The following is a 13,403-nucleotide window of genomic DNA, read 5'->3' on the forward strand; positions in this document are numbered from 1 at the left end:
TGCCATGCGGGTGGGAGGTCAGCGCGCCCGGGCCAAACGCCTGACGCCGCGTCCGGCAGGACCGACGCTTCACTCAGGAACGCAGCGCATCCAGGTTGTCCTGCCTGCGCAGGCACAGCCACGGAAAGTGGGGTTGTTTCATTCTGAGCATTCTTCGCAGGCGCGCACCCGGGCGGCGCGGGTCGAACAGTCGCTGCACCACAAAGCGCTCGAAGCTGGCGTAGGTGTGCTGGTGGTAGTGCGCGGCCAGCGCCGGAACGCCCAGTTCGGTGAAATAACGCAGGCTGCGCGCGGCGCTTGCGTTGGCGGCTTGCGCATCTGCATACAGCGGGCTGTCGAGGATGTGCAGCTCGCCGCCGTCGCGTAGTTGAGCGAGCAGGCGCACGACCAATGCCGCAGGGTCGGCGAAATACTGGATGCAGGCCGGGATCACGATGACATCGAAGAGATCGCGTGGCAGCGCCAGGGTCTGGATGTCGGCGGCGATGAAACTCAGGCGCTGGTCGTGGCCGAACACGCGCGCGGCCTGGTTCAGCTCGGTGCGGTTGACGTCGATGCCGCAGACGTCGCGCTGCAGCGACTGCGCCAGCAGCTGCGACAGCCAGCCGTTGCCGCAGCCCAGTTCGGCAATGGCGCCCTCGCCTGCCTGCGCGCGCAGGTGTTGGACCAGCAAGGCGCTGGACAGCGCGCGCACCTGCCATTCCAGACTCGTGCCGAGTTTGCCGCCGGGACGCGGCAGGCTGCGCACCTGTGCATCGGTGTAGAGCCGGCCTTCCTTGCGCCGAACCTGCAGATACTGCTGCTCGAACGGGTCATCGGCCAACGACCGCTGCACCAACACGCCCTCGACGCAGTGCAACTCGGGCAACTGCTGCAGGCGATCACGCAGCGTGGGAAATCCAGCGCGCATCGGCGGCGGTCAGCGCTGCGTCGGCGCGCGATCGGTCAGCGGATCTTCCAGCCCCACATTGGTCGAGGCCGACTCGTAGACCGCCTTGTCGAGCAGGCCGGTTTCCTTGGCCACCAGCACCGGCACCAGCATCTGCCCGGTCACGTTGGTCATGGTGCGCATCATGTCGAGGATGCGGTCGATCGCGTACAGGTAGCCGATCACTTCCAGCGGCAGATTGGCCGCGCTCAACACCACCGTGGCCATGATCACTGCGGTGCCGGGTACGCCGGCGGTGCCGAAGCTGCCCAGCACCGAGGCGATCAACACCACGAAGTACTGGTTGGCGGTCAGCGGCACGCCGGTGTATTGGGCGATGAACACCGCGCACAGGGCTGGGAAGATCGCACCGCAGCCATCCATCTTGATGCTGGCACCCAGCGGCACTGCGAACGCGGCGTAGTCCTTGCTGACGCCCAGGTTGTGCGTGATCGAGCGCATCGCCACCGGCATCGCGGCAAAGCTCGACGAGCTGACGAAGGCCACCTGCATACCCGGCGCCGCGCCGCGGAAGAACTTCCACGGATTCAATCCATGCAGCAACAACAGGCTGCTGTAGACCACCACGATATGGATCGCGCAGGCCACATACAGCGCCAGCACGAAGTTGCCGAACGGCAGCAGTTTCTCGAAGCCATAGCTGCCGACCAGGCTGGCGATCAGCCCGAAGGTGCCGAGCGGGGTCATCTCCAGCACGAAGCGAGTGACCTGGATCATGATGTCGCTCAACTGCGCGGTGAGCTTGCGTGCCTCGGCCACGCGTTCGCCGAGCTTGACCATCGCAAAGCCCAGCAGCGCGGCGAAGAAGATCACCGGCAGGATCGATCCGCGCCCGGCAGCCAGTACCGTTTCGCCGGCCGCATTGGTCTTGGTGCCGATGCCGGTCAGTGCGTAGAACGGGTTGGAGGGCACCACGTCCAGCAGCACCTTGATCGGGCTGGGCACATCGCGCGGTTTCCAGGCCGAATCCACGCTCAGGCTGAAATGGCCGGCGCCGGGTTGCATCAACGTGCCCACCGCCAGGCCCACGCCCACCGCCAGCGCAGCGGTGATGACGAACCACAGGAAGGTGCGCCCACCGAGCGCGGCGACGGATTTTTGCCCGTGCAGCGAGGAGATCGCATTGATCACCGCAAAGAACACCAGCGGGATCGCGATCATCTTGATCAGGGTGACGTACAGATCGCCGAGCGGGCCGAACCACACATCGGCCGCCGGCCCCATGGCCCAGCCGGCCAGCGCGCCGAGCACGAAGCCGGCCACCACGCGTTGCCAGAACGGAATGCGCAACCAGGCCGAGACCAATGTCATGCGTCGAATCATCCGGGGGGAGAGTGCATGCACCATAGCCCAGGCCCGCGCCGCCCGCGAGGCCACGACTGGAACAGCGGCGTGTCATCTGTGTGACACCAGGCATCCCGGCATAATGCGCGCTGATTCAGTCACGAGTTCGATGCCGATGCGTTACCGCCTGCCTGCCCTCGCCGCCCTGACCACCGTGTGTGTCGCCGCCTGCGCCTCCAGCGCCGGCACCAGCGCATCCGCGCCCGCCGCCGTGCGCGTGGAGGTGCCGCAGGTGGCGCATCCCGCCGGCGAGACGCCGCAATGGTGGTACCGCTCGGGCGCCGCGCGCGCAGCCGGCAATGGCGCGATGGCCGGGCGCGCGCGCAACGTGATCCTGTTCCTGGGCGACGGCATGAGCCTGACCACGGTGGCGGCAGCACGCATCCTGGATGGCCAGCGCAAGGGCGGGCCGGGCGAGGAGAACCTGCTGTCGTGGGAGCAGTTCCCGGCCACCGCCTTCAGCAAGACCTACAACACCGATTCGCAGACGCCGGATTCGGCCGGCACCATGACCGCGATCACCACCGGGGTGAAAACGCATATGGGTGCGATCGGCGTCAGCAGCGGCAACCGCAGCGACTGCGCCGACAGCCTGGGCAAGGGCTTGTTGAGCTGGCTGCAGTTGGCCGACAGCGCCGGCATGGCCACCGGCATCGTCACCACCACCCGCCTCACCCACGCCACCCCGGCGGCGACCTATGCACATTCGCCGGACCGCAACTGGGAAAACGATACCGACCTGCCCGAGTCCGCCCGCACTGCCGGCTGCCAGGACATCGCCCAGCAACTACTGTCCAGCGCGCGCTTCGGGCGTGGCCCGCAAGTGGTGCTGGGCGGCGGACGTAGCCAGTTCCAGACCGTGCAGGAACGCGATCCGGAATACGACGACAAGGTCGGCCTGCGCCTGGACGGCCGCGACCTGGTCGCCGAGTGGAAGCAGGCACACCCGCAGGGCGCCTATGTGTGGAACGAACAACAGTTGCAGGCGGCCACCGGCGCGCCCGCACTGCTGGGCCTGTTCGAGCCGGATCACATGCAGTTCGATCACGACCGCAATCGCACCCCGCAGGGCGAGCCCAGCCTGACCGAGATGACCCGCACCGCGATCCAGTCGCTGTCGCGCGACCCGAACGGCTTCGTGCTGATGGTCGAAGGCGGCCGCATCGATCACGCCAACCACGCCGGCAATGCCTACCGCGCGCTCGACGAAACCGTCTCGCTGTCCGATGCAGTACGCACTGCCGTGCAGACCGCGCCGCCGGACACGCTGATCATCGTCACCGCCGACCATTCGCATACGCTCAACTTCGTCGGCTACCCGGTGCGCGGCAACCCGATCCTGGGCAAGGTACGCGGCACCGGCGGCGAAGAAGGCGACCGCAGCCAGCTGGCCACCGACCTGGCCGGCCAGCCCTACACCACGCTGAGCTATGCCAACGGCCCCGGCTACACCGGCGCCAGCAACGCACAGCCGGCCGGCCCCAAGAAGTACCCGCACGAACCCAGCAACAGCGAGCCGGCCGCCGGCCGCCCGGACCTGACCCATGTCGATACCGAGGCGCCCAGCTACATGCAGGAATCGCTGGTGCCGACCAAGTCCGAAAGCCATGGCGGCGAAGACGTCGGCATCTGGGCCACCGGCCCGGGCAGCGCCGCCTTCCGCGGCACGCTGGAGGAGAACGTGATCTACCACGTCATCGTCCAGGCCACCCCGCGCCTGCGCGAGCGCCTGTGCAAGGCCGGTACCTGCGACAGCGCCGGCGTGCCGGTGGAGTTGCCGCAGTCGGCCACGTTCGAGACTGCGGCCAAGCGCTGATGGGCAGGCTGCGCGCAGCGCGGACGGTGGTGGCGCGGCATACCCCGCCGCCCGCGTGCGGATGCAGCGTCGCAGCACGCCACCTGCATCGATGACCGGATTGCTGCCACCCGCAGTGCCGCCCGGCCCGGTGCTGGTCGCCTACAGCGGCGGCGTGGATTCGAGCGTCTTGCTGCACCTGCTGGCAGCGACGCCGCGTTATCGCGACACGGGGCTGCGTGCAGTGCACGTGCATCATGGCCTGCATGCCGATGCCGACGCCTGGGCCGCGCATTGCCAGCGCCAATGCGACGCCCTGCACGTCCCCCTGCAGATCGCGCACGTGCAGGTCGCGCGCGACAGCGGCCTGGGGCTGGAAGCGGCGGCACGCCATGCACGCCACGCCGCGTTTGCCGCGGCATTGGCGCCCGGCGAATGGCTGGCGCTGGCGCACCATCGCGGTGATCAGGCCGAAACCTTCCTGCTGCGCGCACTGCGCGCTTCCGGCCCGGACGGCTTGGCGGCGATGCGCGCGCAGCGTCCCTTCGCCGCCGGCATGCTGTGGCGCCCCCTGCTGGCGCACGCGCGCGCCGAGGTGCTGGCGTATGCGCAGGCACATCGCCTGCAGTGGATCGAAGACCCCAGCAATGCCGATGCCCGCCACGACCGCAACTTCCTGCGTACCCAGCTGATGCCCGTACTGCAGCAGCGTTGGCCGCAGGCCGCCGAGGCACTGGCACGCAGCGCGCAGCTGAGCGCCGATGCCAGCGACCTGCTGCTGCAGGAGGACACCGCGCTGCTGCCCGGCCTGCTGACCGCCGCCGGCGCACTGGATCTGCAGGCCTTGCGTGCGCAGCCGGCAACACGTCGGCCGCGGCTGCTGCGCGCCTGGGTGGCTGCAGCGCAGGTGCCACCGCTGCCTGCGCACGGCGTTGCCGCCCTGGAGCAGGAAATCTACGACGCCGCGCCGGATCGGCAGGCCTGCTTTGCCTGGCAACAGGTGCAGGTGCGGCGCTGGCGCCAGTGCCTGTATCTGCTGCGTCCTCACAGCGCGTGGCCGGCGTCATGGCAGGCCTGCTGGGATGGCACGACCCCGCTGCCACTGCCGGATGGCGCGCAACTGCAGTTGCACGGCGCACCCGGCCTGCGCTTCGCGCAACCGCTGCTGGTGCGCGCACGCCAGGGTGGCGAACGCATTGTGCTGCCACAGCGCGCGCACTCGCACCGGCTCAAGCACCTGCTGCAGGCGCTGAATCTACCGCCCTGGCAACGCGCGCGCCTGCCGGTCCTGTGGGCCGATGGCCAGGTGCTGGCAGCCGGCGACTGCATCGTCTCGGCGGCATTGAGCGACTGGCTGTGTGCGCATGGCGCATCCCTGCGATGGCGCGACCACGCCACTGCGAATTGACCCGCCTGCCTGCGCGCCGCACACTTTGACGATGGTCAAAAAATCCTTGAACGAAACATCCCCGGTCGCCCGCTTCGAACAGTCGCTGGAAGAACTCGAGCAACTGGTGCAGAAGATGGAAGTCGGCGACCAGAGCCTGGAGCAATCGCTCACCGCCTACGAGCGCGGCATCGGCCTGTACCGCGACTGCCAGCAGGCACTGGAACAGGCCGAACTGCGCGTGCGCATGCTGACCGACCCCGCGCGCCCCGATCTGGCCGAAGACTTCCAGGCGCCGTCGCAGGACGGCGGCTGAGGTGAGTTCGGCGTTGTTCGAGCACTGGATCGGCCGCACCGAACGCAGCCTGGAGGCCAGTCTGCCCAGCCCCACCCTGGCGCCGCAGCGACTGCACGCCGCGATGCGGCACGCGGTGCTGGGCGGCGGCAAGCGCATGCGTCCGCTGCTGGTGTATGCGACCGGCGCGCTGTTCGGCGCCGACGAGGACCGCCTGGACACGCCCGCAGTGGCGGTGGAGCTGATCCACGCCTATTCGCTGGTGCACGACGACTTGCCGGCAATGGACGACGACGCCTTGCGCCGTGGCCAGCCCACCGTGCACATCGCCTTCGACGAAGCCACGGCGATCCTGGCCGGCGACGCGCTGCAGACGCGCGCCTTCGAGCTGCTGGCTGCGGCCCCGGTCAGCGCGGAGCTGCGGGTCGGCTGGCTGCAGAGTCTGGCCACCGCCGCAGGCGCTGCCGGCATGTGCGGCGGCCAGGCGCTGGATATCGATGCCACCGGCCAGTTGCAATCGCTGCGCGATCTCGAGCGCATGCACGCCCTCAAGACCGGCGCGCTGATCCGCGCCGCGGTGCGCATGGGCGCGCTGACCGGCGCCGCCGCAGCCGACGACCAGCAACGCCTGGATGCGTTTGCCGATGCGCTGGGCCTGGCGTTCCAGGTTCGCGACGACATCCTGGATGTGGAATCGAGCTCGGCGCAGCTGGGCAAGACCGCCGGAAAGGACGCCGCGCAGGCCAAGTCCACCTATCCTGCCCTGCTCGGAATGGACGGCGCCAAGGCCAAGCTGGCCGAACTGGCCACCCGCATGCACGACATCCTGCAGCCCTACGGTGCGCCCGGCGACACGCTGGCGACGCTGGGCCGGTTTGCGGTGGACCGCGCGCACTAGCGCGCTGCGTTCGTTCGAGCGGCCGTGCAGCCGCGCCGCGCCCCGCGTGTTGATGTCTGGCAACAGAGCACCGGCACCGCCAATGCGCAGGGTGAGCAGGCCACTGCAGCGGCTGCAATGTCACCACGCACTGCGATTACGGCAGCACGTTCGACTCCAGCAGCCCGCAGTGATCAGCCGGTCGCACCGGCCTTTGCGCACACCGTGCGCCAGCGCACGGTGCGGTTGCAGCGCACCGCCCTGCAAGTGCTGCGCTGTGTCACAGAACGTAAATTCTCTTTCCATACATTTTTCACATGTAAATTTCCGCAAACCGGCCGAAAAGCGTGAACCGATCCGCAATTCTCCGCTGAATTGTCGCCATCGATGTCCATATTTGTCATTGCGTAGCCACCAGCAGGCCAAAAACGGCAGCAATCGATTCTCTTGTTGCGTCTGCTCGCTCTGCCTAGGTTGACCTGCCCGCGTCCGCGGACATCCCCCGACCACATGGAGAGTCACTGGTGAAGAACGTTTTTCTCGCATCGTTTGCAGCAGGTACGTTGGCCGTTGTTGGCGTGCTCGGTTCGGCGCAGGCGCAGTCCGTGCGCGGCCCGGTCCCGTTGACCATCGAACTGGCACCGGTCGCCGATCAGGCCGGGCGACATCAGGGCAAGATCGCGGTGACCGTCACCAACAACGGCAGCCAGATCGCCCGCGTGCCCACCTATCAACTACCGCTGCAGACGCTGGACAACGGCATCCTGGAAGTGAGCCGCGATGGCGCGCCGGTGGCCTACACCGGACGCCTGGTCAAGCGCGGCCTGCCCAAGGCGGCCGACTTCACCATCCTTAAGCCCGGCCAGAGCGTCAAGGGCGAGGTCGATCTGGCCGGCGCCTACGATCTGTCGACCAGTGGCAACTACACCATCCAGGTCCGTTCGTCGCTGCAATACGCCTCGCTGTCCGACGGCAGTCTGATGAAGGCGGCCAACGGCCAGCCGGCCGTGGCCACCAGCACACCGCTCACCGTCTGGCTGGATGGCGCGCGTCGCGGCGTGCAACGCCAGCTCGCAATCGGTCCGACCGCCGTGGTTAATGGCATCAACTACCTCAACTGCAGCACCACCCGCACCAACCAGGCCGCCAGTGCCGTCACTGCCGCGCGTACTTACTCGCAGAACGCGCGCAACTACCTCAATGCCGGCAGCACCGGCGCGCGCTACACCACTTGGTTCGGCGCCTACAACGCCTCGCGCTACAGCCGGGTCAGCTCGAACTTCGTCAACATCGACAACGCGCTGGACCAGAACAACGGCCAGCTGACGATCAACTGCAGCTGCGAAGCGGATCTGGCGGACGCCTTCGCCTACGTCTATCCGAACCAGCCGTACGAGATCCATGTCTGCAATGCGTTCTGGAGTGCGTCGACAACCGGCACCGACTCCAAGGCCGGCACGCTGGTGCACGAGACCAGCCACTTCACGGTCGTCGCCGGCACCCAGGACCGTGTCTACGGGCAGTCCGGCGCGCGCAGCCTGGCGATCAGCAACCCGGCCCAGGCGATCACCAATGCCGACAGCCACGAGTACTTCGCCGAGAACACCCCGGCGCAGAACTGATCGCATCATCGCCTGAAACGACAAAGGCCCGGCATCGCTGCCGGGCCTTTGTCATTCGTACCGCGCCGGATTACTTGATCAGGCGCAGCGTGAACGGATAACGGTAGTGTTCGCCGTTGTTGGCCTTGACCGCGGCCAGGATGCACAGCACCAGGTTGGCGATCCACACCAGCGTCGGCACGAAGAACAGGATGCCGAACGACACGATGGTCAGGATCACCGCAGCCACATAGGCAATGATCACGGTGATCTGGAAGTTCAACGCCTCCTTGGCCTGATCGGTGGCGAACGGCTTGGACGGGCTGGCATCCTTGCTGATCAGCCAGATCACCAGCGCGCCGATGAAGGACGTCAGGATGCCGAGCAAATGCGCGGCCAGCGCCAGGGTGCGCTCCTCCGACGGCGTGTTGGTCCCGATCGGCGGCGGCGGCGGTACGGCGTGTGACTCGAATTCGCTCATCATGTCTCCCCATGCATGGTTGTGGTGCGGCGGACTATAGCAACGATTCAGCCAGCCACCAGTGCGGGAAGACATGGTCTCGGCGGTGCACGGCGGCTACCGCCAGGCAGAGCGGCAAGACGCGCGCGCGCCGGGCGCTGTGCAGTTGGCGCAGCAGCCCTGCTCGGCCGCGCTCAGCTATCGCCTGCCACCGTCATGCGGTTGAGCAGCACCGAGCCGATCTTGACGTGCGAGCGCGGATCGACGTCGTTGCCGACCGCCTCGATGCCGGCGAACATCTCGCGCAGATTGCCGGCGATGGTCAGGCCGTCGACCGGATAGGCGATCACGCCGTTCTCGATCCAGAAGCCACCGGCGCCGCGCGAATAATCACCGGTCACCGGATTGACGCCGTTGCCCATCAGCTCGGTGATCAGCAGGCCGCGCGACATGCCGGCAACCAGCGAAGCCAGGTCGCCGGCGTTGGCGGTGACCTGCAGGTTGTGCACGCCGCCGGCGTTGGCGGTGGTCTGCAGGCCCAGCTTGCGTGCCGAGTAGCTGCCCAGCACATAGCGCTGCAGCACGCCGTCGCTGATCAATGCCGAACGCCGCGTCGCCACGCCTTCGCCATCGAAGGCGGCCGAGCGCAGGCCGCGGCGCAGGTGCGGCAGTTCTTCGATGTTGAACCAGTCCGGGAACAGTTTGCTGCCGACACTGTCGAGCAGGAAGCTGGCGCGGCGATACAGCGCGCCGCCGGAGACCGCGCCGAGCAGATGCCCGACCAGCGAGCGCGCCACTTCCGGCGCGAACAGCACCGGCAACTGGCCGGTCGGCAGCGAGCGTGGCTGCAGCCGCGCCAGGGTACGTTCGGCGGCGTGGCGGCCGATCGCTTCCGGCGCCTCCAGGTCTTCGCGCGCCAGCGCGCTGCTGTACCAGCCATCGCGCTGCATGCCGTCGCCCTGGCCGGCAATCAGCGCGCAGCTGATCGAATGATGGGTGCCGCGCTCGCGGCCGATGAAGCCATGCGAGTTGGCGTAGACCGACAGGCTGAGCCCGGTGCTGGCCGAGGCTCCGTCGGAGTTGCTGATCCGCGCATCGGCATCGCGCCCGGCGCTCTCGCAGGCCAGCGCCAAGTCCACCGCGGTGTCGGCGTCCAGCGCCCAGGGGTGCCAGCTGTCCAGCTCGGGGAAGTCGCGCGCCATCAGTTCCGGATCGGCCAGGCCGGCAGCCACGTCGTCTTCGGTGTAACGGGCGATCGCGCAGGCCTGGGCTACGGTAGATTCCAGGCTGGAATCCTGCAGATCGGCGGTGCTGGCGCTGCCCTTGCGCTTGCCGAAGTACACGGTGACCGCAATGCCGCGGTCGCGGGTGGATTCCACCGTTTCCACATCGCCCAGGCGCACGTTGACGTCCAGCCCGCGCTCTTCGCTGCAGCTCACTTCGGCCTGGGTGGCGCCGGCGGCACGGGCGCGCTCGAGCAGGCGCTGCGCGATGTCGGTGAGCGCGTCCAGGCGCTGCAGGCTGTCGTCCTGGACACGTGTTTCAGAGGAGAGTGCGTTCAATGCTTTATCCTAGTCTCAATGATGAATAACTTCTTGTTTCGGATGGATGGCAATGCGCGGACGCGACGAAGACACCGGTGAATTCCGCGGCGCCAGCCGCAGCCAGCAGCGGCGCGAGGCGCTGGAAATCTTCGACCTGGGCGAAAAGCTGGTGGCGCTCACTCCGGCGCAGCTGGCCAAATTGCCGGTGCCCGAATCGCTGATCCCGCATATCGAGGAGAGCAAGCGCATCACCTCGCATATCGCGCACAAGCGCCAGCTGGCGTTTCTGGCCAAGCACATGCGCCGCGAGGACGACGAAACGCTGGCCGCAATCCGCGATGCACTGGATGCCAACAGCGACACCGCGCGCCGCGAAGTGGCCGCGATCCACCGCGTCGAGCGCTGGCGCGAGCGCCTGCTCGCCGAAGGCGACGTGGCGCTGGCCGAACTGCTGGAAACCTACCCGGCCGCCGACCGTCAACAACTGCGCCAGCTGGTGCGCAATGCCATCCACGAGCGGGCCAAGAACAAACCGCCGCGCGCCTACCGCGAGCTGTTCCAGGTGCTGCGCGAGCTGTCTCAGGAGCAGGGATTGGAGAGTGGGGAATCGGGATTGGAAGACGACGAACCGGCGTCGGACGCCGACGAGTAAGCCTCCGCCCAATCCACCCAGCCCCGCAACGGCCATCCCGGCCGTTGCCAATCCCAGATCCCGGCTCCCGGATCCACCCAAGCGGAACCCGCCACGCGTGGCGCTTCCTGCTGTTGCGAATCCCGAATCCCGAATCCCGATTCCCAAATCCCCGCATCTCAGGCCTGCGTTCCACCAACGGTGATGCCGTCGATCAGCAGCGACGGCTGGCCGACGCCGACCGGCACGCTCTGCCCGTCCTTGCCGCACACGCCCACGCCTTCGTCCAGCGCCAGGTCGTTGCCGATCATGCGCACCTTCTGCATGGTCTCCGGGCCGTTGCCGATCAGCGTGGCGCCCTTGACCGGCGCGGTGACCTTGCCGTCTTCGATCAGATAGGCCTCGGTGGCCGAGAACACGTACTTGCCGCTGGTGATGTCGACCTGGCCGCCGCCGAAGTTGACCGCGTAGATGCCCTTTTTCACCGAGCGGATCATTTCCTGCGGATCGTGCTGGCCGGCGCGCATGTAGGTGTTGGTCATGCGCGGCATGGTCAGGTGCGCGAACGATTCACGCCGGCCGTTGCCGGTCGGCGCCACGCCCATCAGGCGCGCGTTGTGGGTGTCCTGCATGTAGCCGACCAGCACGCCATCTTCGATCAACGTGGTGCACTGGGTCGACGTGCCCTCGTCGTCGATATTGAGCGAGCCGCGGCGGCCATCCAGGGTGCCGTCATCGACGATGGTCACGCCCGGCGAGGCCACGCGCTCGCCGATACGGCCGGCGTAGACGCTGGTGCCCTTGCGGTTGAAGTCGCCTTCCAGGCCATGCCCCACCGCCTCGTGCAGCAGCACGCCGGGCCAACCCGGGCCGAGCACCACCGGCATCACGCCGGCCGGCGCCGGAATCGCATCCAGGTTGACCAGCGCCTGACGCAGCGCTTCGCGGGCGAAGCCTTCCGGGCGGCCATCGGCGAACAGTTCGGCATAGCCGTAACGGCCACCGCCGCCGGAGTAACCGGACTCGCGCCGCCCGCCCTGCTCGACGATCACCTGCACGTTCAGCCGCACCAGCGGGCGCACGTCGGCGGCAAGCACGCCGTCGCTGCGCGCGATCAGCACCGTGTCCACCCCGCCGGACAGGCTCACCATCACCTGCTTGACGCGCGGGTCGGCGGCGCGCACGTACTGGTCGATACGGCGCAGCAGATCGACCTTGGTCGCGCTGTCCATGTCGTCGATCGGGTCGGTGGCCGGGTACAGCGCACGGCCGTTGCCGCGCACCAGCGAGCGGATGGATTGCGCACCGCCCTCGCGCGAGATTGCTCGTGCGGACTGCGCCGCCTCCAGCAAGGCGTCGCGCTGGATGTCATCGGAATAGGCGAAGCCGGTCTTCTCGCCGGCAATCGCGCGCACCCCCACGCCCTGTTCGATGGAATGCGCACCGTCCTTGACGATGCCGTCTTCCACGCTCCAGCTCTCGCGTCGCGAATGCTGGAAGTACAGGTCGCCGAAGTCGATGCCCGGGCCCAGCAGGGCGCCAAAGGTGCGGTCGAGATGGCCGGTGTCCAGGCCGGAAGGAAGCAGCAGCCGGGTTTCGGCCAGAGTGAGAGCGTTATCGGTCATGTAGTCAGGATGGGGCCCGCGCGCCGGGGAGACAAGTCGTTCGGCTGAACATGCGGCACGGCTATCATCGCGGGTCCATCGCCACGCCGACGCCCGCGCATGAAGCTCACCGCCCACGTCCTGGATGGCCATACGCTGGACATCCGCCCTGCCCCGCACGAGCGCGACTGGATGGACGCCACCGACCAGCGCTATGCCTACCGCTGCCTGCCGCTGGCGATCGCCAATGCGCATGGCTGGGAGCTGCTGTGCCAGGCCGGTTTCGAGGCGAATTGGGACGGGCGCGACGGCCTGGATGCGATCCGGATCGATGCCGATGCCGGCGCCGCTTCACCGGCGCTCAGCCACTTCGGCTACGGCGTGCTGACCTTCCACGTGCCCTGCCTGTTTCGCACCGATGCCGGCATGGATCTGTTCGTCACCGGGCCATTGAACCGGCCCAAGGACGGCATCGGCGCGCTGAGCGGCATGGTCGAAACCGACTGGAGCCCGTACACCTTCACCATGAACTGGAAGTTCACCCGGCCCGGGCAAGTGCGCTTCGAGGCCGGCGAGCCGTTCTGCCATCTGTTCCCGCTGCCGCGCCAACTGATCGAACAGGTGCAGCCGCAGTGGAAGCCCTTGTCCGAGGCGCCGCAACTGGCCCAGCAGCATGCCGACTGGACGCGCAGCCGCACGCAGTTTCTGCAGGAACTGCCGGATGCGCAGTCGGCCGCCGCGCGCGAGAAATGGCAACGCGGCTATTTCCGTGGCGTCGCCGATGCCGATCAGGCGCCGGTGCAGGGCCACCGTTCGCGCCTGCGTCTGCCGATGTTCGTGCGCGCCGATTGCGAGGGCGACAGTCCGCTCGACTGAGTGCATCGCTGCATCGGCGCGCGGGACGTGCCCGCTGACG

Annotated in this window: 13 protein-coding genes; 8 read left to right on the plus strand and 5 right to left on the minus strand. The window is 67.8% G+C overall.

Annotated features, from left to right (window positions below; genetic code table 11):
- Positions 1-73 precede the first annotated feature (73 nt).
- On the minus strand, positions 74-910 hold the full coding sequence (locus tag KHN93_RS13780; protein WP_104554027.1) for a class I SAM-dependent methyltransferase: 837 nt from the start codon (positions 908-910) through the stop codon (positions 74-76).
- Between the two features lie 9 nt (positions 911-919).
- Positions 920-2,260 carry a dicarboxylate/amino acid:cation symporter gene (locus KHN93_RS13785; protein WP_039522251.1) on the minus strand — a complete coding sequence of 447 codons (1,341 nt, stop codon included), beginning with the start codon at positions 2,258-2,260 and terminating at the stop codon, positions 920-922.
- A 142-nt stretch (positions 2,261-2,402) separates the two neighbouring features.
- On the opposite strand from KHN93_RS13785, the gene KHN93_RS13790 reads away from it, so the two are divergent.
- The 6 genes from KHN93_RS13790 (at position 2,403) to KHN93_RS13815 (ending at position 8,269) form a co-directional block, all read left to right on the plus strand.
- Complete coding sequence (locus KHN93_RS13790; RefSeq protein WP_167707086.1) at positions 2,403-4,109, plus strand: alkaline phosphatase family protein; 1,707 nt, start codon at positions 2,403-2,405, stop codon at positions 4,107-4,109.
- A 91-nt stretch (positions 4,110-4,200) separates the two neighbouring features.
- Positions 4,201-5,496, plus strand: a complete 1,296-nt coding sequence (gene tilS / locus KHN93_RS13795) for a tRNA lysidine(34) synthetase TilS (RefSeq protein ID WP_211920413.1) — start codon at positions 4,201-4,203, stop codon at positions 5,494-5,496.
- A gap of 31 nt (positions 5,497-5,527) precedes the next feature.
- The gene (locus KHN93_RS13800) at positions 5,528-5,791 is read left to right on the plus strand and encodes an exodeoxyribonuclease VII small subunit (RefSeq protein ID WP_016903977.1); all 264 of its coding nucleotides are present in this window, start codon (positions 5,528-5,530) and stop codon (positions 5,789-5,791) included.
- Position 5,792: 1 nt separating this feature from the next.
- A complete protein-coding gene (locus KHN93_RS13805) occupies positions 5,793-6,668 on the plus strand; it encodes a polyprenyl synthetase family protein (protein ID WP_065032482.1) in 876 nt (291 codons plus the stop codon).
- A gap of 24 nt (positions 6,669-6,692) precedes the next feature.
- The gene (locus KHN93_RS13810; protein ID WP_146096650.1) at positions 6,693-6,998 is read left to right on the plus strand and encodes a hypothetical protein; all 306 of its coding nucleotides are present in this window, start codon (positions 6,693-6,695) and stop codon (positions 6,996-6,998) included.
- 173 nt (positions 6,999-7,171) lie between these two features.
- The gene (locus tag KHN93_RS13815; protein ID WP_039522258.1) at positions 7,172-8,269 is read left to right on the plus strand and encodes a M35 family metalloendopeptidase; all 1,098 of its coding nucleotides are present in this window, start codon (positions 7,172-7,174) and stop codon (positions 8,267-8,269) included.
- Between the two features lie 70 nt (positions 8,270-8,339).
- Here KHN93_RS13815 and KHN93_RS13820 read toward each other — a convergent pair whose 3' ends face one another.
- Together KHN93_RS13820 and pmbA are read right to left on the minus strand one after the other, a co-directional pair.
- Entirely contained in the window at positions 8,340-8,804 is a 465-nt protein-coding gene (locus KHN93_RS13820; RefSeq protein WP_181141802.1) for a DUF4870 domain-containing protein, read from the minus strand.
- Positions 8,805-8,902: 98 nt separating this feature from the next.
- Positions 8,903-10,270 carry a metalloprotease PmbA gene (gene pmbA, locus KHN93_RS13825; RefSeq protein ID WP_104559429.1) on the minus strand — a complete coding sequence of 456 codons (1,368 nt, stop codon included), beginning with the start codon at positions 10,268-10,270 and terminating at the stop codon, positions 8,903-8,905.
- A gap of 52 nt (positions 10,271-10,322) precedes the next feature.
- Between pmbA and yjgA the strand changes: the two genes are divergently transcribed.
- Positions 10,323-10,904 carry a ribosome biogenesis factor YjgA gene (gene yjgA, locus KHN93_RS13830; protein WP_104559428.1) on the plus strand — a complete coding sequence of 194 codons (582 nt, stop codon included), beginning with the start codon at positions 10,323-10,325 and terminating at the stop codon, positions 10,902-10,904.
- A 158-nt stretch (positions 10,905-11,062) separates the two neighbouring features.
- Here yjgA and tldD read toward each other — a convergent pair whose 3' ends face one another.
- Entirely contained in the window at positions 11,063-12,508 is a 1,446-nt protein-coding gene (gene tldD / locus KHN93_RS13835; protein WP_104559427.1) for a metalloprotease TldD, read from the minus strand.
- A 99-nt stretch (positions 12,509-12,607) separates the two neighbouring features.
- Between tldD and KHN93_RS13840 the strand changes: the two genes are divergently transcribed.
- Positions 12,608-13,363: a DUF6065 family protein gene (locus KHN93_RS13840; protein WP_104559426.1), complete on the plus strand. Its 756-nt coding sequence runs from the start codon at positions 12,608-12,610 to the stop codon at positions 13,361-13,363.
- The last annotated feature ends 40 nt before the right edge of the window (positions 13,364-13,403 follow it).

Source organism: Xanthomonas arboricola pv. juglandis (assembly GCF_905367715.1).
Taxonomy (GTDB): Bacteria; Pseudomonadota; Gammaproteobacteria; order Xanthomonadales; family Xanthomonadaceae; genus Xanthomonas; species Xanthomonas arboricola.